Below are 18,978 nucleotides of genomic sequence, written 5' to 3'. Positions count from 1 at the left end.
CGAAAGTGGTGAAGGGAAAAGAGAGCCTCGGGAACAACAAAATCTTTTCCTCTATACGAAAATAACACCGCTCCATGAGCTAGCTCAAAGCTTACCTCCTTCCGTATGCATGCCAATACAACCTTACAATCCAATACGCGCCCTAAAACGGTATCATCAAATATTCCGATTGTCCTCGCATTAGGGAATTGCTTCTTAAGCTGTCCTAACTTTTCTGTGCAGGGGTTAAAACCAATAGCGCTGAAGACATTGCTTCCTATATTTTTTAAGAGGTGCTGATAAAAGTGACAAAAACATATCACATCCACAGCTGTATAGAAAAGAAAATGTTGTCTCGCCATGTGAGGCTCCACTACCCCTGCTGTCTCCTTCAGTGAGATGATATCCTTGGGCGATAAATCTATCCAAGCTGCAAAGTAAACCTGTACCCGACGATCAACATAATCTAAAGTCAGCATAGCCTAATTAACGTGGATGGCTTTTTCCCAGATCTCTCTGCTGCTGTTTGTCTACTTCATATCCAGGATCAGCAGCATGGAGCATAACAGGCTTGCTTCGCTCCTGCTGTTGCATATCTTGCAATGCTCTTTTATAGCCTTCGGTATAGGAATCCTTTTGTTGGGACTTGCTACCGAATAGATTTCTAAGACTGCGGAGCAACGTGTAAGAAATACCACCATCCAGCAAAAGTGAGTACATCAGCGCTTCCCGATTGGATGTAACGCCGCTACGGCTACTTGCTCTGCGCTGTAGACGTGTGCCATCCGAAAGTTCAACAACAGACCCATTCCTGTATTGCTCTTTTTGTAAATCAGAGAGCTTCTCCCCATTGATCATCGCTGGCACTTTTATTTTTTCAGGATCGGCTGCAATAAACTCTCGGGTTTCAGGATCAAACTCGATAACCCAAGATTTACGCTTTCCATCAGCTTCCTGATAAGTTTTCAGTACGTGGGTCAATTTTCCCTGTTCAAGCTGTTCTGCTTCGGCATCCAGTAAAAGCGGATGTTTCTTTACATTACGGTATATGGGGTGAAGCTGCAGCGTGATATGTCCGTCGGGCATTCTTTCCAGCGACAATTTTGCATCCATTTTCTTGATATGTATACCGTCGCCATGCAAATCATGCAAGGTAATGAGCTCCGTGCGATGTCCTGTCAATAAGGCATCCATATCGGCTTCAGATAAACTTGGCTTGCCATTATTATGCAAGCCAAGTTTACGTAATTCTCCTACAGGAATATCCTGTTCATTGAATAGTTTGTCCATAAAAAATGACTTTTATTTATTACTCTTGTTAATTAATCCCTGCAAATATTTCCAGGGATTAATGTAGACTCCATTGCTCATGACAGCAAAATGTAAATGCTCCCCCGTCGCACGTCCTGTACTTCCCGTTATTCCAATAGGGTGTCCACTATTGATAGCCTGATTGACGTTTACTATTATAACTGAAAGATGTCCATACACGCTCTGTATTGTGCCATGATCTATTCGGACATAATTCCCTAGATTTTTGTGATATCCTGCCCAGATTACCTTTCCATCCATCATATTTCGCACAATCTTATCCTTCGCCGTCAAATCGACACCTTTATGAAAATCAGCTTTACCAGTTACCGGATGTCTACGCCAACCAAATCCAGAGGTGATGCTATAATCCGATAAGGGCATATGGATGACTATCTCCGTTTCTTTAGCAGCAGGCTCCGTTAACACTGGCAATGGTAGATTAATTTCAGGCGTTTTTATCCATCTAGTTGCTGGATAAAGACTGATTTGCTTGACCTGAGCGTGTATAGAAAATGGTAACAGCAACAGGAAAAACTTAAAAAAATGTATCTCCATACCCCATTACTTTATTTGCTATCTGCCTTAGAAAATTTTGAGTTGTTCGTTGGTTTAAACCCCGATACAATCTCCAGCACTTCATCATTGATACGATAAAAGTTTTGCAGAAGTACTTCATCCTGTTTTCCGCCAAAATCATAGAATACAGGAAGTTCCCTATAAGCTTCCTCCTCTGCTTTGATTGATTTCATGTCCAGATTGATTCGGCAATTAATGGCTGATGTATCAAATTTACCTGTATACTTTTCTACAGCATCGGAAGCCAGGATACCTACCATTTCACCCGCTTTGAGTGCGGCAATCTTACCTGCTGGAATCAAGGATTCTAGCTTTTCACTGATGGAAAGCGAAGTTTTGGTGCGATCAATAGATAAACTCTCACTGATCTGCTTGACTTTACCAAAAATACGTTCAAGCCATTCCAGGGTTTCTTTATTTCTGACCGATCCCGAAAGCACATTTCCTACTACAGATGCAATTGTGGTTGCTGTTTCTTTGCCGTATTGTTGCTGAAACTGCGGGAGTTCCTGTAATCCGAGCAACACCGCTGTTAAGTTTGATCGTGCCTGTGCAATCAGGTTTTCGATCTTGTGCGCGTAGAGTGTCGGTGCCTCATCGATGATCAGGCCTACAGGTTTATTGCCTCTGGAATTGACAAGCCTTGTGATACGGTTCAGTATCACCGAATAACAGGCTGAATTGATACTCTGCGTATTCGGATCATTTGCCAGGATGAGTATCGAAGGACTTGCGGGGCAACTGATCTTCAAATCAAAATCTTCTCCAGAGAACACCCAAAACGTTTCTTTTGTTGCGAGCCTGCTGATAAATATTTTCAGTGTCCCCACCTGTCCTTCGAGCTGATCAAAAGCACGCGCCTTAAATGCCGTCATAAAAGGCGAAAGCAAAGATTCAAGTTCTTTATTGCTGAACAGTACCGTAAAAATCTCTTCATAGGAACGATTTAGAAATGCCAGTACATGCGGAAAACTGGAATACTTTCCACCCTCGTATCTACTGAAAAAATAAATACAGGAGGCCAAAAAGTTAATGGCGGACTGGGTAAAGAATTGATCGCTACCTCCGCCCTTATCCCCTTTTTTCATCGCTTCAACCAAAGCTTCGGCTGTTTCGGAAGCATCCGCCAGCGTCTGGAGATACTCTGGCTTCCAAGGATTGATGCGCCTGCTCCTTTGGGGATCGGTCAGGTTGACCACATGAAAATCGTAATTGTTACACTTGCCCTGCTGTTTAGCCAGTAGATAGTGGTAATATGCAACTTTACCTAAATCGGGGTATTTGAAGTCATAAATACACATCGTGAATTCCAGTCCAACGAACTGCCTAATGACGGGCATAACTACGCCAAAACTCTTTCCACTTCCTGGGGTACCCACCAACAAAGTGCCTCGAAATACATTTGCCAGCACCAGAAAACCTTTTCGGACACGCTTTTTGTAATAAAAAAGCATGGGAATGTTGACTGCATATGCTGTAACCTTGGGTTTAGTGGACTGCATAAAAGATTCCCCTTCCACATTCCATTTATCCTTTCCCAGTTTAGAACTTATGATCTTGGAAATATTATCCATGGCTATATGAATCAATAACACCCCAAAGATGCTGCATAGGGTATAACCGATGTCATACCAGCTGGTATACGGAATAGGCCAATTTCCATGTCTGTCATAAAATCCTAAACTAGCAGAAAGCAATAGCAAACCACAGGTAATAGGGTAGATAATGGTATTTTTGGGATTCAGGTCCTTTTCCTTTCGGCTGAGTGTACCTATAGCAACCAGAGAGATCAATAAAAGGGTAAACAGCTTGCTGTACCAAGGAAAGTGATAGATAATAATTTTTGCCATGCGCTCAAGAAAGAGAATCAGTCCATATCGTTCAGCAAACCGCGTTTCAGCCAATTTTTCTGCATAAACAAACATCAAGATGTCAAGTGCTACGGAAAGATAAATGCTAAATTGCAGGAAGCGGTGCATCGCCTGTTGTTCTTTACTTTCTTCCATCGTGATTTTTTACGGGTATGCTTAAAAGGTATCGGCATGCAGGATATCCTTGTATTTGACTTTAAGCGTCAATGTCCGACCGGATATCTGCTTTTCAGAAAGCTCGATATGGAGTATTTTTTTGTCTGGAAAAGTTGCTTTCTTGAGCACATAGATGTTCCTATACTGTTTTTTAAAGGTACTGTGCTGGTAGAGCTGCCAGATTGGTTTGATTTCGGTAGACTGTACATTGGTGGCTTTGGCGATCTTTTTATCTTCAATCTTAAAACGCAATTCATCGATAGCATAGCTCAGTTTTGTACTGTTGTAATACGCAATATCCAATAGCACCAAGTCTCCTACAGTATATACGCCTCCAAGTTCAGCGCGCAAACCATAGCTGCTGGACTTTCTGATAGCTACCGGCCGACGTTTGGATAACAGCGTTAAGGCATGACGCTTAAGCTCGGGTGTGGTCAACTCCACCGTTACAGCGAGCGGTTTGGTATGTTGGGGTAAAATCTCAAAACTCGCTACTGCTCCCAATCCCGGTAAATATTCAAAAAAGCAGAGGTTGTATTGTGCCATAAAGCTTTCACCAACAACGGTTACCACGCCAAGATCTCCTGTTTCCGAATTATCAATATCGGTTGAATCTTTTATCCATTTCAATCTTAACATATTAGGTTCAGGAATATCGCCAATAACTTGATGTGTAGATATATCCACGTAACGTATCGGTTCGGGAGAAATAATATGTAGCGAGCTCTTGCCATCCAGTATAATCTTGGGGAGTTCTTCACGATAAGTACCTGCTTTTTCCTGTGCAAGAAGATTTACGATACCTGTCAACAACAGGGATAATATCAGAAATAATGTTTTCATCGGTATAGTTTTATAGTTAAATAATGAGGTTTAATAGTTGCTTTGGTTATTGCGTAATTGCTCGGGATCGATCAAATAGACTAATGTGTTGTACTTGATCTTTGCTTTATTCTGTCGGATCATTTTATTCACAGCGCTTGTTGTCGACTGGAACATTTTCTGCACCATGCTCATGACTAGCTGGCGATTGTTTTCTGCTGCCTGCTGTAAGGTTATCCCCTGACTCGCATTACCACCCAGTTCTTTGGTGAACTCACGGAATGCGGAAGCAGGCACATACAATCCGCGAAGACCATCATGATCATAGACATCTAATCGAACAGGAAGGATATGCTGTCCGTTCATAATCGAGCTGACCGTTAGATTAACCCGCTGACTGGAAAAACCAGAAATCTCGGCGTAGATATAGGTGCCTTTTTTGATCAAAAAGCTGCCAGCCAGCATATCTTCCAAGAGACGTATCCGCAAGCGCGATCCTGCATAACCTTTGATATTCTGATCCACAATGGCGGTGATAAATGTTTCCTCAACATCGGGCTTCACCGTATTGAATACCGAAGCCATACCTATCGTTTTACTAACATTCAAACGTGATTGTTGGTGTTTAGCGGTCAGCTGTTCGTTTTCTTTACCTTTTTGTTGCGTTACCTCGGGATCATTGGCTTTTCCCATACTATCTATAAGCGCCATTTGCTGTCGAAAAAGTTCCATGGCATCAGGTTGCTGTATCTGTGGGGTTGTGCTTTGTCGCTGAGGTGCATTGATCTCCGAAAGCGCCTGCTGTAGCGCCCGTTCATGTGGATCGTTGGCGCGATTTACATTTTTCAAGGTCGCATCTGGAAATCCGTTGGACTTTGCTCCATATTTACCCTTCATGGCACGGTCTATGGAATCAAGCATCTGACGTTCGTGCTCGTTGTACAAGGTATTGGGTACTTCTTCCAGTAATTTTTCTTCCTGAATATGACCGATTGCGGTATATCCATCGGCCTGTTTATACTGGTTACGGTAAGCATCAAGTTTATCGGAAAGCGATCGGTTTCGAACCTGGTCAGAAACTTCGGCCAGTTCTGTCTGCAGGGAATCCTCCCCTGCCTGTGGAGCTTCCTCCTTTCCAAAGCTACTTTTGTACACATAGAAAAATATACATAGAAAAGGAAGCAGGATAAGCGGTATCGCATACCTGGGTTTATTAAAATCTACTTTCATCAAATTAAAATTATAAGGTTGTGGATGAAATGAAACTTATGTCTTTATGGAGCAGTGCTTGTATCGCCTGTGTGTATAAGGGAACGTTGAATCTGTTCATAACGTTTGAGTGCGTCGCTCAGGCGGATACTGTCGCGATCAGACAACGAATCCTTTTGGATAATTGCTGCAATACTATGCTGTAATTCTTCCAGTTCGATAATGGCGCCATATAAACCGATGATATCGGTCGTATTCTTAGTTACTCCTCCCGTAGCTAAGCCCGGAAATGTAGGAAGCTCCGTGGATTTTTCTACGCGCATAACGGTAAAAGCAAGCACAGCTGAAATCAGGATACAGATTAACATGCTGACAAAGAAATGAAAAGGATAACGTTCCATCAGGCTATGGCACATGGTTCTGAACTGCACGATCCGCTCCAGAAAGGCCGCATCTTTCGAGGGATGCTCGGTGTTTTTAGAATGTGTTTTTCTGTGCATGTTGGATATCTTTATTTTCTACTGTTTTCCACCTGGTGATGAGTACTGCATGGGGATTGTTGTCCGATCGTATTTCCAGATCGTTGAGGTATCCTTCCGTAATGAGCGAACGGGTAATCGCCGAGCTTCTACGGTCTATCTTTTGTGTACCGTAATACCTAAAATAACGCTTCGGCATATCGATTTCTATACTATCGGTACGGATGGTCAGTACAGCACTGGAGGAGAGTATAGAATTAAAATAACCCTTCTCCTTGAGGTTATTGTACTGCAAAGCTCCGCTTTCATCGATCAGGTACATGGCCTGCTTCATTTGGTATTCCATAAATCGATCATCTGGCGTGAGCGAGAAAAATAGGCTATGGAATCGTCCAACGTGGGACCGATATTCCGCTTCTCGGTTCATCTGAACATCGGTCTGTCTTGCAGGCATCGGTACATTAGCTGCATCCATGATGTAGATACTCTTACGGGCATCAGCAACCTGTCTGTAGGCAAAGAACGAGACAGCGATGACCATAATCACGGATGCGATCAGGCAGCCTGCGGAGAGAAATGTCGCGAGCCGAACTTTGGTTTCTATATTTTTTATAATCATCTTTTGGTCTACTTAATTTGTTATAGTCCTTTGGTGAATACTTTTCCCATCATGCGCGAGAGACCTGCCGAACCTCTTCCCATGGTAGAAGCTGCTGATGAAATACCCGACGTCGAGATAACCCAGGTTGAGATACTCGGTACAGTTAGCATAGTGAGTGCGCCTATTACAAAAGTTCCGATCACCAGTCCAAAAGATAGCACACCATTGGATGCAAATACCGTTAGTTTCTCCAGATCAGGACCTGTTGTACCGACCAGCTGCTGGTAACGTGTTATCTCTGCTTCCATGGCATAATGCTGAAAAAGTGAAGCCACATACATGACCAGATAGGCTATACCTGAATACAGATTAACGGATATAAAACGGGCTATCCAGGTACCGAAGGAATCTCGAAATGCCGGCAGAATACTTGCTGCCACCGAGAACGGACCTAGGATAATCAAAATAGTCGAGTAAATAATCTGCACGATGAAGATGATGTAGACGCAGATTCGGAGCAGCCATATGGCCAAGGTTTCCAGTAAGGAAGTCATCAGAAGCTGCCAGCCTACTCTTAGGCGGTTACTCATTTCGACGATCGGATTCCATACTTCGGCAAACCCTTCTTTGACGGATGATTTAACCGATTCCCATGCTTTTTCATACCAAGTATCTGCTTCTATCCTTGCTGTTTCTGCTTCTGCTTCTACCGTGAGGAGCTGATCAGCGATGTCCACCATCAGTTTTGCCCGTTGCATCCTGAGGTTATTGACTTCGGTCTGGCTTTCATTGAACATAACCTCCGTCTTGAGCGAAACCAGATCTGTAGGATAAGCCACAACTTTGGTAAATGTATTCCACCAGAGGATCACCATGACCAGACCAAAAGGACGCAGTAGAGGCATTACCTCCAGCTGTTTATCACCAGCCATCATCTCGTAAATTTTTGTAGCGAAGAAAACCAGCATAAAAATGGCACTGAGTGCCTGTGCATCAGCAATGAAAGCATCATAGTGTGTCCAGATGGTATTCTTCATCCCGCGCAGGAAGTGCATCATGTTATCATCGTAGACACCGTTTCCCTGCAAAAAATTGAAGGTGTCTTTAAAAGATTGCGGTACATCGACCGGTGTTGGGGTCTGCAACAGCATACCCGACAGCATAAAAGTGAGATTCATCGTGATCGGATTAGAGTTTGGATTTGCGGAGTATATCGTCTACGATCTGACGATCGGTTCTTCCGGGCTGAGCAACGATGGGCTCAGAAGGCTCTTTGACCTGCGCGTTTACCTTACTGACCTTAAGATACAGTACAGCTCTTTGTTTTTTGGCTTCCCAGGTCGCAAGAAGCTTCCTATATTCCTCGAGCATGCTGTGATAGCTCATGATACGCGATCCTCGGTCCATATTCGTTGTTGTAGCAGAGTTGAGCCGCTGAGCCAATGCTTGCGTTTCTTCTCTATACCATTCCAGTACACCTATTCGAGTGAGGTAGTTTTGTACTTCGGGTGTACTCCCCTGCAGTGGATCGATCTGCTCGATCAGTGGCTGGAACTCTTTGCGGTAATAAAGCTGCCAGAGCGGATCGGTCAGCGATACCGCTCCTGCATAACCTGCCATCTCGCCAAGTGCTGTATTTCGGAGGGTATCTACATGTTTCTTGTAGGCTTCTTCCGTATTTTTCATCGCGGCAACGAGCAATAACCGCTGTGTCTGGGGGCCTGATACACTAAGAGGCCTCAAATCTGTTTTTGGATAATTGGGATGTAGCCCCCAAGTCAGCCAATACTGGTAGTTGAGTCCAAGGAAGCCTTTTGTCGGCGTAAATTTCTTGCGATCCCACTGTTTATGGACCATGCGTTCCTGTTGGTTGACAATATGTTGATCCGTCTGATATTTGACGGTCTGCGCTTTGACTTGTTGAAGCGAACATATCGCTAAGCAAAGCAAAAGGAAAATTCTTGATTTCATAGGCTAGTTCTTTAAGACATTTATCTTGTAAATGAGGTCATTGACCATACGTTTGTCCTGATTTACAAATTGGCTGTACGGATTGAGGCTACGAAAAATACCTCGTAGCTTTGCCCAGTACATGGATCTGTGCATACTGTAGGCCAGTGCACGCATAACACGCAGTTCCAGTACAACCTTGCGGAGCAGTTGATCGCGTTTGCTGTAATCCATCAATATGTTCTCTCCCTCTTTCAGTACAAAACCGGATACCTCAGCAACTAGGTTTACGCCCCGGTTTTTCAGTTGCTGCGCCACCTCTTCAGCAAAAAGCAGTAGATGTGGAGCGTCTTTGGCTGTCTGCAACATCAGATTACATTCGGTGACAATTTCGGCGCTGAGAGCTCCGATCTGCTTTACGGTAAGTCCGGTACGCAATGCCTTATCGACTTCCGTCAGTGAGCGGTGGATCATATCCTGCACTAGCACGACGGAGCTGACATTGAGATTGATATCATCCAGCCTGTCCTTGATAGATCCAAGGTAACTGCTGTGTGTTATTTCGGCTGCGGAACGGACAGCGCCGTTTTCGCCTACAACAGCCAGGTGTTTGCTGTCGTAAACAATGGTTACGTAACCTTGTCCATAACATATCGGTATAAACAAAAGCAGGTAAGTCAGCATAAAGAAAATAGTTGGTTTCATAATCAAAACTGTTTGATTTTAGTGAGGATGCTTTCGACCAGTTGTCTGTCTCGGTTCACATATTCCGAAAAGGGGTTCATGGATGTACGGATTCGCTTGCGGTTAGCGTAATACATATTTGTTGCAAGACCACGTGATGTGCCAGCCATGCGTCGCAGTTCGGTTAGTACATGAGCAAATAGCAACCTGCGGTCACTGGCTTTCATTCGGTTGATATCGCCTATGCTGATGGCCAGCGCGTAGAGGTACTGGCTAAGTCGGTAGGCTTTATCCACGAGATCGACCTGTGTGTTGTAGGCCATTGTAATTAGCAATGGATCCTGTCCCGCAAGACCAAGAATGGTTGCTTGATGATCGACAATATCGCTAATGATCGGTGCTGCCTGCAAGCCGATCTGTGTTGCATCAATAGCCAGTCCTATAGCATGGAATCTCTTTTGTAAAGTTCGGTACTTTGCTTTGAGATCCGCCATTTTGGAACGGTTCACTTCTTCATTGGCGGAGGTGACTGCCTGACGGGTTCGGGCTGTTTTTTGGCGCTCATTTTCATCTTTGCTATGTTGCACGAGCTGATGGAGCAGCTCGACGTTCAACTGTGCATTTCCCCTGAATACCATCAGCAGGAAACATAAAAGGACAAAGATTTTGCTCATTGTTTTAAATATTTGGCGTTACGTATTATGTCATCTGCGATACGTCTGTCGATATTGATAAATCCGACATAAGGGTTGAGTGAATTCAGGATCCCCCGTTGTTTCGCCCAATACATAGATCGGTACATACCGTAGACGACACCCCGCAGGATGGTCATTTCGGTTACGATACGGTTCAGCAGTTTGGCGCGCTCACCGGCATCCATCAGGTTATCAGCACCTCCTTTTGTAACAAAGGAAGTGACCTCTACCGCTAGGTTCGTAGCTCTGGTCTTAAACTCCTGAGCACCCTGTTCTGCAAAAAGTACCAGTACGGGATTATTACCAGCCAGCACCATCGCCCGATTGGCATCCCGAACGATATCCGAGCTGATATCGGCAATATCCTTTACAGCGAGTAGGTTTCGGACAACTGCGGAAACCTCACTCAGCCCTTTGTAGATTTTGTCCTGCAAGTCGTTAACGATAACCAGCTGTCCGGTTACAGCAAGCTGTCCACGTTGGATCAGCGTGAGTCTTTCGTTTGTGGTATTGAGCTGGCCGTTGATTACTGCTGCATGTGCTCCCGTAGCTACTGCTACGGCGGGATCAATGTAGATCTGAGCCTGCAACTTTATACATAATAGTATGAGGCAGGCTAAAAAAGTTGTCTTTATTCTCATAATCAAGATGTTCGTTATTGTATAGTTAGTTGTGTTCTTGTGCGGACTGGTTGACCTTGGCACAGAAAGTTCCTAGTGTTAGACCGCTGGCTTGTAAATCGGCAACAAAGGCGCTCAATCCATCGCGGTAATTACCATGATTGTGAACGTAACTTTCTACCGCACTCTTCTCCGGTTTTTCTGTGGTGTAGCAGAGGTATTGGTAAAGGGATACTTCAACACCATATACTTCACCCGTAGTACCCCTGCGGATATAAACTTCTTTGAAACGCCCTCTGCCCTCTTTATTTTCAAGCTGGTTGATCGTAAAGATCTTGCGCCGTTCGGTTTCCGTGATGGACAATAATTTAGCAATGGCGTCGTAGTTTTCCCTGAACTTGCTTTGGTCAAGCAGACAGATGGTATCCGAGTTGGCTAAGATGGAGTCTTTTACAATGGGGTTTCCTAGGATATCACCCAATTCCTGCGTCACAACGATAACCTCTCCCCAGAACTTCCGCACTGTTTTATAGAGGTAAAGCAGGTAGGATGCCATAAGCGGAGAGGCTATGGCTTTCCAGGCTTCTTCCACAATCAGGGCTTTGCGTCGATCTTTTCGATGCCGCATTTTTTGCAGGAAGACATCCATGATAATGAGGGTAACAATGGGAAAAAGCACCTTATTTTCCTTCAGATTATCAATTTCGAACACAATAAAGCGTTCGGAAAAGAGTGAAGAATCGGCTGCTTCATTGAGTACCGTACCGAATTCCTGTCCTGAATAGAACTTACGCAGTACGTAACGGTATTCATCCAGATCAAAGCTGATGGATTCCTGCTCAGTGATCTCATGTATCCTATCCACGGAATAGGTATAGAATGAATCAAAGTCAAGCTTGGCTGGTCGTTTGGGGTGCTGCTCTCCTGGATCTAACCAGAAATGCTCATAGTAATATGAAGACAAAACATTGGATAGTACCGTGTCTTCAATCTGTGTAAGCTGTCCGTCTGCGCCTTTCCAGAGCAGTGCGATCAAGGTTTTCAGGAAATCCTTTTTTTCCAGATTGAACTCTTTTTTGGATATGGCAAAAGGGTTCATTGAGATGGGCTTTTCTTCGGTGTAGGTAATATATTTCCCACCATAATACCTGCACAATCCCGAATAGCTGTCTCCCGTGTCGACAATAATGACATCCATATTGTAGCGGCAATACTGCTCGACCAGTGCATTCATATAGAACGATTTTCCCGATCCCGATGGACCCAAGGTAAATTTCGATCGGTTGTTTATTCTTCCTGTACGCATGGGCATATCGGCTGGATCAATACCAACAGGTATCCCTTGCCGATCGGTAAATCGGATCAGAAAATCAGAATCTTCATCCGTCTGCATGGTTTCTTTAAAAAGAAGGCAGATGGCTGCATCGGATGTGGTCAGGAACCAATCGTATTTTTTGAGTTCAATGCCATTGCCAGGGAGCGCTGTACGAAATAGTTCCAGCTGGTTGTAAGCATTACGGGAAGGAATAATCCCTTGTTGAAAGAGCGAGGCTTCAATAAAGTTGGCTGCTTTACCAATTTTCTGCTGATCGGCACAGAGCAGGATATTGAAGTGGGCATGTACGAGCAACTGATTTTCGCGTGCAACGTCTACCAACAATTGATCGATGTCATCCACACAGATCAGGTTTGCTGGATCAGGTACGCCCGAATGCCGCTTTCGTTTCAGCTCCAGCTTGTTCAAGGTAGCCTGTTGACCCGGAATTTCAATAAGCTGGTTATAGACCATACAACGATAATCGGGAACGTTATGGAGAAAGAACAGGTTATCTACTGGAAAATCACGCAGATTTCTACCGTCCTGCCGTTGTGTATAGGTACCTACGGTCTCTGGTAGATCAATGGTGTCGGTATTGATCAGACTGATATTACGAAGGGTACGGTTGCCCAGTTTAAGTTCCATATCGTTTGCTCCCATATTGTCGAGTACGATATTTGGGGAAGTAAAATCCATAGCCAACATCCGTGATACGAGTTGCTGTATCTGCTGTTCGTTGAGCCTTTGGGGTAGCATCCCGCTCCCCTGCATCAGATCAAAGAGTTTATCTATCTGTTGTCCAAAATCCAGTAGCGCTTTGGCATCGTGCACATAAAAGGCACTTCGTTTCACGTGCTTGGTAATGGTAAGGTAGGTCGTAATGCAGGTGTACTGGCGACCTGCAAAGTGTTCACCATATTTCTGTTGCAAAAATTCTGTTGCCTCTTCCGGATGGTATACTGTTCTGGAGAAAATGTCCTGTTTTTGGATAATGTGTCCTTCGCCCAGTATCTTGATTATATTGAGCAACAGATTATGGTAGGCGGTATAGGGTTCGGGGTCTGCACCATATTGTATCACGGGATTGCGCAACTTGAATATTGCGGAGAAATCTCCGCGGTCACCATACAGCAGGGCTTCACCTTGAAAATGGTCAATGCCAGCATAGGGCATTCGAAATGCGGTTTTAGAAGCTGTTGTCTGCATAATTTTTCTTCAGGTTTACGGGATGGATAAATACACCTTTGGCTTTTGTTTTATCGTGGAGACCGGCTTTCTGCCTATGGAAGGTATAGCTAAGGCCGCCTGCAATGGCGATGATCATTATAAATCCGCCGAGATACATGCTGGTCAGCGCACCGACCAAGCCTCCTCCCACTAGACCTGCTACGAGGGATCCGATTCCCCAACCGATAAATTTGCCCTTAAAACCCCGGTATACAAGGGGCTTCTGAAGCCCCTTGTATATGGAGAACCTGCGGATCATTAAACGCCAAAGAATGCTTTGATGACCACGGATACCAATACAAGAAAGAGACAGGATCCTCCCCAACCCATAAGCTCTTTGTTGATGTCCTGGTCACCAGAATTCCACTTGATGTAAACACGTACACCACCGATAATACCGACTACGGCACCAATAGCGAGCGTTAAGGTCGAAACGGGATCGACGTAACCGGTGAGTGAAGAGGTAGCCGCGTTGATACCTGTCGTACCACCACCGGTCTGTGCCATTAACGAGTTCGCTGCGACAAGCGTAAGCACAGCGGATGCAAACAGTTTTTTGGTTCTTACTGTCATTTGGATAAAAATTAAAGGATGTATAAAAATGGAATTAACTGATTCCGTAGAGTGCGCGCAGGAAAACGCTGATCAGCGTGAGGAACAGGCAGGAAAAGAACCAGCCCATTACCTGCGCATCTATATGGTGGTGTTTACCGGACTGCCAGTTGGCATAAATTCGTAGACCACCAAGAATACCGGATATTGCGCCAATGACCAGTACCAGATCCGAAAGGGAAAAATACCAGCGGTGCATCTCTCCTGTCGCGCTGTAAAAATCATTTATACCGGGTTGGGCCGCACATAGGTATGGAAACAAAATCAACAAGTTCTCCAAAGCAAAACCTGATATCGATTGTGGTATTTTTTCCATCAATAACTTATTGCCCCGGTAAATTCGATCAGGTTGTCTTTGGCCAGGTTGAACAGTTCTTTTAATCCAACGGCGCCGGTTGATTGAATCAGATCGGAAGATGGCACTACTTGTGGACTGGGCAATGCAGTTATTTGTGGAATTGATTCGACTTCTATTCCTTCTGTAGAGCTGTCTAAATCTTCCGGTTGCTCTTCTTTGGGTAGAATGAGCTGGGGTTTGACATCCTCATCAAAAAATAGGACTTCGCCTGCGCTGTCATGCCTTGTTGCCTTTCGTGCCCTGAATAGATCGTAAAGCAGATTTAGACCATAATAGCTGAGGTATAACAGCGTGAGGGTAAGTAGGAAATTTGTCCAGTTCATAAATCGGAGTTTTTAAGGGTTTCTTGGATATGGTTAGCAAGCCAGGGATGCTGGCTGATATACTGATGGAGCGCATAGACAATAAAGCGGTTCATGTCGATTCCTTTGGCCAGTTTCATGCGTTTGAGCAGGTTGATCGTCCGCGCATCGACACGGATCATACTCTTTTCTGTTGTTTCCAGCTTAAATTCTTCGATGGCTTTAAAGAATGCGTTCACTTTATGCTGTTCAGGGGATGCGCGTGCTTTTTTCTTACGTACAGCTGTGGACGTATTTCTTGCACTATCTGTCTTTATTGACTCATTTTCGGTATTACCAGAACGGAGTTTCTCGCGGAGTTGATCGGCAAGTGATTTGATCTCTTTCATTTGAGCTCCTTTCTATCGATATAGTTTGCATAGATATGGTCAAGCAATGGAAGTACAACGGGCAAAAGAATTGCAGGGATATGGAGGGTATCCACACGCTGAAAATCTATACGATCGGGAATACCTGCACTGACTGTTCCGAATTTCGCAAGTACCTTGTCCACATCATTACGGGTATGGTACCGTACCGTTGATTTGATACGATTGGGAATAAAGACGATCGGTGCGCGGTTATTGATTTTGCTTGCCACCATGGCAAACAGCAGAGTTGAATCCACCGAAAACTCATCGTAATTGAAAGGACAGAGTATAAGGTCTCCTGAGAGAATAACTGCAATAAGCCCGTCATCATCCATTTTTCCGGGAAGATCAATCAGCACCGTTTCTTCGGGATTTTTTGTCAGCACTTTCAAAAGTATCGGGAAATGTTTGAGATCGGCTGGTATGACCTCATACGGTGCTTCGTTTTCGAGTATTTTAGCTTTCTCGAACTTGGATGAAACAGATTGCTGGTAATCCATATCCAGCACTGTAACTTTTCGCTTATGTGCTTCGCACAGGTAATTGGCCAGCAGCAGGGTGATGGTACTCTTGCCTGCTCCACCCTTTTGGTTTCCTATTAATATGACCATAATGGATTAATAATTTAATGATTATCTGTTCTGAGCACTTGATTTTTGCTTCCCACGACGCTTTCGACCATGCATGGCTTCATCGTCCACATCATCGGAAATATGGATATCGATAGCAACCAATATAGTATTGGCATTTTCTAGTGTCTCCATTTGGGCATCAGGTTCGGATGTTATAGATTTGGCGATGTTATTGGTTAGATCAGGACTATTTGCCTGTTTAACTGTATCTTCAAAAACCGCCTCTTCAGCCGTTTTCTTTTCGTTCCGCTCTGGTTCATTGATCGCATTTCTCTCGGCAATAAATTCACGCAGTGGCATAATCTCACCTCCCTTGTAGACGGATTTCTCCGCGTGATCAATGATGGTATAGCCGTGCGGAGATTGACCAGTCTTTCCATGGAAAATGAACTGTAGACCAAATTTTTCGTTAAGGAAATTTGCTAAATGCGAGATGTATGTACTGTCTTTGATCTCTAGTTTTGGATCATACTTTTTGCTATAACGTTCGATTACAGCGCGGATCTGAGCCATCCGAGCTTTGTCTTTTTGTCTAGCTGCTATATAATTATCCACTTTAGCCAGCTCAATTTCGCCCAGCACATGGCCATACTTAGAGATTTTGTAAACATCATCTGCTGGGTTCAGCGCATAGCCTTGTTGTTCAAGTAGCATCGCAAATTGGGCACGTGTAGAGAAACTGTACGACAATGCTTTCTGCAGATGATTGGCTAAAGCATGGCGTTCATTTTTGCCAAGGATCTGGTTCATCACACTATAGGCTCGAAGCTTCTCATAGCTATCTGAAATCTTTTTGCCGTCCCGACCAACACGGCTGGATACGATGTGGATATGGTTATTGGCGGTGTCCCTGTGATAAATAAGCAGATAAGGTTGTTCTCCATACCCCATGCCCTGCATCCATTTTTGTGCAATAGTCGACAGTTCTTCTTTGCTATGCAAGCGTCCTTTGGTCGAGATCGCCACATGGAATTGCGGATATTTGGTTCGTCTACTTTGTGCCGATAATGCCTCGAGGTAATTCATATAATCCTTTGGCCGCAGGTTTTCAATGCCCTCTAGAATACCGAAGTTCTGCACGAGTAATAGTTCGCCACGGTCTCTTTCTACCTTTTCAGTATTGTAATGTACCGCTTTAAATGTCGATGACTTCCTCAGTATTTTTACAATCATTGAAATGTTATTAAGTATCCTTTATCTTTCGTAAAAGTTGGCGAAGCGCTTTCTCCAATTCGCCTTGGATCTGAATATATTTCGTCAATAGCGCATTAAATGTTGTGACAATCGAAGGATCCAATTTATGCTGTTTATTAAGCATATTGGCATGGCGTGCTAGCTGATTGATGTTATTCCCCGCCCTGCCTAACTCAGCACCAATGGGATCAAATAGTGAAATGATTTCGCGTATGTTTATGATTACAACCGTACCACCAAGTACACGTTTGCGGATCAATTCTGTACGGTTTAGCCCAGATTCCTGCTGTATACGTCTTAGTACTCCAATTTCCTCATCGGTCAGTTTGGCCTTGATAATGTGCGTGCGTTTACCGCTTGACATTGCTGGTCTTCCACCTTTATTCTGCTTTTTCTTCATAGCTTATTTATAATTCTTAGCCGCCCTTTTTAAGAAAAACCAAGTTGCGCAGGTTTTTCACCCTTCGTCCGAGACTCCCTACGAGGGTGTCGCAGGGCGACGGCAAGGGGTTTTGGGGTACCTGAAAACACAACTTGCAGCTAACAAAACAAGAAGAGGTCTGGTAGCTGCACGTTCGTTTCCTAGTGCAGTTGCGCTAGCCAATGCACCAGGAAACGAACAACACCTTTATTTTGGCCTTTCGATCCCTACATAGATAGATCTTGCTCATTTATCTGAACAATTAGTGGCTTCATTATTCAGCCCACTACTTAGTTTATTTACGCGCTAAACGATTAATCTACTAAATAATTAGCCAATAGCCCACTTAGTAAACGCATCATTTAGTTAGCCAAATAGCTTAACGCTTACCATGCAAATTGAATAATCAGCTACTTACTTAACAAATTAGCAAGCCTATCAGCCTACTATCATATCATTTAGCCAATTGGCTGGCTATGTTTTAAGCATTCTAATTAGCCTAGTCGCTTACTAACGGCGGTAGGTCGCCATTATTTTTTCGTAGATATTTTTCTCTTCGTAAAGTATCGACTGTTTAGGACGGTTCATTATCATCTCGTTATAGTCTTTATACCCTCTATAATTGGCAGAACAATCGATAGCTTGGGGAAGCTCACTTTTCAGCAAGCTCAAGGCCGATTCACCAGCGGGATCACGATCAAAAAAAACGTGTATGGAAGCAAAATCTTTCGCTTGAAGAATTGCCGTGTCCAACAGATTTACTGAATTCAGTACAAGAACTGTATCTGTTGCATCAGGATGTTCTTTTAACCAACTAAGGTAATCCATGTATCCCTCAAATAGGCACAAAGAATCCGAATTGCCAGAAATTGTGGTAATTGCCTTTCGACCGATACAAGACTTAAAATCACGGTCAGAAATGCGGTTCCGCAATTCCCATCCCCCGGCATCATTTTGCCAACCAGCCGAAAAGAATTGTCGACCCCTTTTGGAACCACTATTGATGGTATAATAAACTTCCTTGATTCTGTCCTGTGCTTGATCCCATATACTACGACTTTGAAGATACCTGGTTATTCCGAAATTATGGCCAAGATCTTGAATCCGTTCGATACTATAATTACTGAGTTTTGAAGTCAGCTTTCTTGGTCTTTTTTGCTCAGCACTTATTTTATGAGGTGAATTAATTGTTATTGCCATTATATTCTTGATCTTTTCGACAACTTCATTAAAAGATGCAGGATACCAATAGGCAAGTGCAAAATCGATGATATTGCCACCTTTTATTCCAGCGACATTCTGTCCGCCGTGATCATACCAAACATTCAGGCTATCGTTTACACATAGCGAAGGTGTCTTTTCTTCTCTCAGCATACTTTTATAAAAAAGTTCTTTACCAGATCTATAAGCTGGATCATGACCAAGCCTACTCAATAGTTCCACAATTGAAGCTTGCTGTTTCATTTGTTGTATGTTCGTCCACTGTGTCATGCTATAATGGGTTAGAAATTCATAAGTTTTAGTAGGGATTTCAGCTAAGCTGAAATA

General features: G+C 43.8%; 23 protein-coding genes. All 23 read right to left on the bottom strand.

Annotated elements, in window-relative coordinates:
- A partial coding sequence (locus tag C4F49_RS18045) for a hypothetical protein (protein WP_231388333.1) occupies window positions 1-458 on the bottom strand: 458 nt, incomplete at its 3' end.
- 7 nt (window positions 459-465) lie between these two features.
- Complete coding sequence (locus C4F49_RS15295) at window positions 466-1,269, bottom strand: DUF4099 domain-containing protein (protein WP_196936709.1); 804 nt, start codon at window positions 1,267-1,269, stop codon at window positions 466-468.
- A 12-nt stretch (window positions 1,270-1,281) separates the two neighbouring features.
- Window positions 1,282-1,848 (bottom strand): M23 family metallopeptidase, encoded by a 567-nt coding sequence (locus tag C4F49_RS15290; protein ID WP_196936708.1) that lies wholly within the window; start codon window positions 1,846-1,848, stop codon window positions 1,282-1,284.
- 11 nt (window positions 1,849-1,859) lie between these two features.
- A complete protein-coding gene (locus tag C4F49_RS15285; RefSeq protein ID WP_196936707.1) occupies window positions 1,860-3,875 on the bottom strand; it encodes a type IV secretory system conjugative DNA transfer family protein in 2,016 nt (671 codons plus the stop codon).
- A gap of 21 nt (window positions 3,876-3,896) precedes the next feature.
- Window positions 3,897-4,739: a conjugative transposon protein TraN gene (gene traN, locus C4F49_RS15280; RefSeq protein WP_196936706.1), complete on the bottom strand. Its 843-nt coding sequence runs from the start codon at window positions 4,737-4,739 to the stop codon at window positions 3,897-3,899.
- Window positions 4,740-4,769: 30 nt separating this feature from the next.
- Complete coding sequence (gene traM / locus C4F49_RS15275; protein WP_196936705.1) at window positions 4,770-5,948, bottom strand: conjugative transposon protein TraM; 1,179 nt, start codon at window positions 5,946-5,948, stop codon at window positions 4,770-4,772.
- Window positions 5,949-5,992: 44 nt separating this feature from the next.
- Complete coding sequence (locus C4F49_RS15270; RefSeq protein ID WP_196936704.1) at window positions 5,993-6,427, bottom strand: hypothetical protein; 435 nt, start codon at window positions 6,425-6,427, stop codon at window positions 5,993-5,995.
- Window positions 6,405-7,025: a conjugative transposon protein TraK gene (gene traK, locus C4F49_RS15265; RefSeq protein ID WP_196936703.1), complete on the bottom strand. Its 621-nt coding sequence runs from the start codon at window positions 7,023-7,025 to the stop codon at window positions 6,405-6,407. The genes C4F49_RS15270 and traK overlap by 23 nt, the downstream gene beginning before the upstream one ends.
- 20 nt (window positions 7,026-7,045) lie before the next feature.
- The gene (locus tag C4F49_RS15260) at window positions 7,046-8,185 is read right to left on the bottom strand and encodes a TraJ family protein (RefSeq protein WP_196936702.1); all 1,140 of its coding nucleotides are present in this window, start codon (window positions 8,183-8,185) and stop codon (window positions 7,046-7,048) included.
- A gap of 10 nt (window positions 8,186-8,195) precedes the next feature.
- A complete protein-coding gene (locus C4F49_RS15255; protein ID WP_196936701.1) occupies window positions 8,196-8,978 on the bottom strand; it encodes a hypothetical protein in 783 nt (260 codons plus the stop codon).
- Between the two features lie 3 nt (window positions 8,979-8,981).
- Complete coding sequence (locus C4F49_RS15250) at window positions 8,982-9,662, bottom strand: hypothetical protein (RefSeq protein ID WP_231388332.1); 681 nt, start codon at window positions 9,660-9,662, stop codon at window positions 8,982-8,984.
- Window positions 9,663-9,664: 2 nt separating this feature from the next.
- Window positions 9,665-10,315, bottom strand: a complete 651-nt coding sequence (locus C4F49_RS15245) for a hypothetical protein (protein ID WP_196936700.1) — start codon at window positions 10,313-10,315, stop codon at window positions 9,665-9,667.
- Complete coding sequence (locus tag C4F49_RS15240; RefSeq protein WP_196936699.1) at window positions 10,312-10,977, bottom strand: hypothetical protein; 666 nt, start codon at window positions 10,975-10,977, stop codon at window positions 10,312-10,314. The genes C4F49_RS15245 and C4F49_RS15240 overlap by 4 nt, the downstream gene beginning before the upstream one ends.
- Window positions 10,978-11,002: 25 nt before the next feature.
- Entirely contained in the window at window positions 11,003-13,480 is a 2,478-nt protein-coding gene (locus tag C4F49_RS15235) for a TraG family conjugative transposon ATPase (protein WP_196936698.1), read from the bottom strand.
- Window positions 13,461-13,760: a hypothetical protein gene (locus tag C4F49_RS15230; protein ID WP_196936697.1), complete on the bottom strand. Its 300-nt coding sequence runs from the start codon at window positions 13,758-13,760 to the stop codon at window positions 13,461-13,463. The genes C4F49_RS15235 and C4F49_RS15230 overlap by 20 nt, the downstream gene beginning before the upstream one ends.
- Window positions 13,760-14,074 (bottom strand): DUF4134 domain-containing protein, encoded by a 315-nt coding sequence (locus tag C4F49_RS15225; protein ID WP_196936696.1) that lies wholly within the window; start codon window positions 14,072-14,074, stop codon window positions 13,760-13,762. The genes C4F49_RS15230 and C4F49_RS15225 overlap by 1 nt, the downstream gene beginning before the upstream one ends.
- Before the next feature lie 34 nt (window positions 14,075-14,108).
- Complete coding sequence (locus tag C4F49_RS15220) at window positions 14,109-14,429, bottom strand: DUF4134 family protein (RefSeq protein ID WP_196936695.1); 321 nt, start codon at window positions 14,427-14,429, stop codon at window positions 14,109-14,111.
- The gene (locus C4F49_RS15215; RefSeq protein ID WP_196936694.1) at window positions 14,429-14,794 is read right to left on the bottom strand and encodes a hypothetical protein; all 366 of its coding nucleotides are present in this window, start codon (window positions 14,792-14,794) and stop codon (window positions 14,429-14,431) included. The genes C4F49_RS15220 and C4F49_RS15215 overlap by 1 nt, the downstream gene beginning before the upstream one ends.
- Entirely contained in the window at window positions 14,791-15,162 is a 372-nt protein-coding gene (locus C4F49_RS15210; RefSeq protein WP_196936693.1) for a hypothetical protein, read from the bottom strand. The genes C4F49_RS15215 and C4F49_RS15210 overlap by 4 nt, the downstream gene beginning before the upstream one ends.
- The gene (locus C4F49_RS15205; protein WP_196936692.1) at window positions 15,159-15,794 is read right to left on the bottom strand and encodes a ParA family protein; all 636 of its coding nucleotides are present in this window, start codon (window positions 15,792-15,794) and stop codon (window positions 15,159-15,161) included. Before C4F49_RS15205 ends, C4F49_RS15210 begins: the two co-directional genes overlap by 4 nt.
- Window positions 15,795-15,815: 21 nt before the next feature.
- Entirely contained in the window at window positions 15,816-16,988 is a 1,173-nt protein-coding gene (locus C4F49_RS15200) for a relaxase/mobilization nuclease domain-containing protein (RefSeq protein ID WP_196936691.1), read from the bottom strand.
- A gap of 10 nt (window positions 16,989-16,998) precedes the next feature.
- The gene (locus C4F49_RS15195) at window positions 16,999-17,409 is read right to left on the bottom strand and encodes a plasmid mobilization protein (RefSeq protein WP_196936690.1); all 411 of its coding nucleotides are present in this window, start codon (window positions 17,407-17,409) and stop codon (window positions 16,999-17,001) included.
- Between the two features lie 531 nt (window positions 17,410-17,940).
- Window positions 17,941-18,921, bottom strand: a complete 981-nt coding sequence (locus C4F49_RS15190) for a toprim domain-containing protein (RefSeq protein ID WP_196936689.1) — start codon at window positions 18,919-18,921, stop codon at window positions 17,941-17,943.
- Between the last annotated feature and the right edge of the window lie 57 nt (window positions 18,922-18,978).

The organism is Sphingobacterium hungaricum, from assembly GCF_015210005.1.
Taxonomy (GTDB): Bacteria; Bacteroidota; Bacteroidia; order Sphingobacteriales; family Sphingobacteriaceae; genus Sphingobacterium; species Sphingobacterium hungaricum.
Note: the sequence above shows the minus strand (reverse complement) of the source record. Positions and strands in the feature narration are given on the sequence as shown.

Excerpts from the sequence above, each read along its gene's own strand:
- C4F49_RS15255 (WP_196936701.1), bottom strand. The coding sequence starts at position 8,978 with ATGAAATCAAGAATTTTCCTTTTGCTTTGCTTAGCGATATGTTCGCTT.
- C4F49_RS15240 (WP_196936699.1), bottom strand. The coding sequence starts at position 10,977 with ATGAGAATAAAGACAACTTTTTTAGCCTGCCTCATACTATTATGTATA.
- C4F49_RS15215 (WP_196936694.1), bottom strand. The coding sequence starts at position 14,794 with ATGAACTGGACAAATTTCCTACTTACCCTCACGCTGTTATACCTCAGC.
- traN (WP_196936706.1), bottom strand. The coding sequence starts at position 4,739 with ATGAAAACATTATTTCTGATATTATCCCTGTTGTTGACAGGTATCGTA.
- C4F49_RS15250 (WP_231388332.1), bottom strand. The coding sequence starts at position 9,662 with ATGAAACCAACTATTTTCTTTATGCTGACTTACCTGCTTTTGTTTATA.
- C4F49_RS15245 (WP_196936700.1), bottom strand. The coding sequence starts at position 10,315 with ATGAGCAAAATCTTTGTCCTTTTATGTTTCCTGCTGATGGTATTCAGG.
- C4F49_RS15195 (WP_196936690.1), bottom strand. The coding sequence starts at position 17,409 with ATGAAGAAAAAGCAGAATAAAGGTGGAAGACCAGCAATGTCAAGCGGT.
- C4F49_RS15225 (WP_196936696.1), bottom strand. The coding sequence starts at position 14,074 with ATGACAGTAAGAACCAAAAAACTGTTTGCATCCGCTGTGCTTACGCTT.
- C4F49_RS15295 (WP_196936709.1), bottom strand. The coding sequence starts at position 1,269 with ATGGACAAACTATTCAATGAACAGGATATTCCTGTAGGAGAATTACGT.
- traM (WP_196936705.1), bottom strand. The coding sequence starts at position 5,948 with ATGAAAGTAGATTTTAATAAACCCAGGTATGCGATACCGCTTATCCTG.
- traK (WP_196936703.1), bottom strand. The coding sequence starts at position 7,025 with ATGATTATAAAAAATATAGAAACCAAAGTTCGGCTCGCGACATTTCTC.
- C4F49_RS15290 (WP_196936708.1), bottom strand. The coding sequence starts at position 1,848 with ATGGAGATACATTTTTTTAAGTTTTTCCTGTTGCTGTTACCATTTTCT.
- C4F49_RS15220 (WP_196936695.1), bottom strand. The coding sequence starts at position 14,429 with ATGGAAAAAATACCACAATCGATATCAGGTTTTGCTTTGGAGAACTTG.
- C4F49_RS15210 (WP_196936693.1), bottom strand. The coding sequence starts at position 15,162 with ATGAAAGAGATCAAATCACTTGCCGATCAACTCCGCGAGAAACTCCGT.
- C4F49_RS15230 (WP_196936697.1), bottom strand. The coding sequence starts at position 13,760 with ATGATCCGCAGGTTCTCCATATACAAGGGGCTTCAGAAGCCCCTTGTA.
- C4F49_RS15260 (WP_196936702.1), bottom strand. The coding sequence starts at position 8,185 with ATGAATCTCACTTTTATGCTGTCGGGTATGCTGTTGCAGACCCCAACA.
- C4F49_RS15270 (WP_196936704.1), bottom strand. The coding sequence starts at position 6,427 with ATGCACAGAAAAACACATTCTAAAAACACCGAGCATCCCTCGAAAGAT.
- C4F49_RS15205 (WP_196936692.1), bottom strand. The coding sequence starts at position 15,794 with ATGGTCATATTAATAGGAAACCAAAAGGGTGGAGCAGGCAAGAGTACC.
- C4F49_RS15190 (WP_196936689.1), bottom strand. The coding sequence starts at position 18,921 with ATGACACAGTGGACGAACATACAACAAATGAAACAGCAAGCTTCAATT.
- C4F49_RS15235 (WP_196936698.1), bottom strand. The coding sequence starts at position 13,480 with ATGCAGACAACAGCTTCTAAAACCGCATTTCGAATGCCCTATGCTGGC.
- C4F49_RS15200 (WP_196936691.1), bottom strand. The coding sequence starts at position 16,988 with ATGATTGTAAAAATACTGAGGAAGTCATCGACATTTAAAGCGGTACAT.
- C4F49_RS15285 (WP_196936707.1), bottom strand. The coding sequence starts at position 3,875 with ATGGAAGAAAGTAAAGAACAACAGGCGATGCACCGCTTCCTGCAATTT.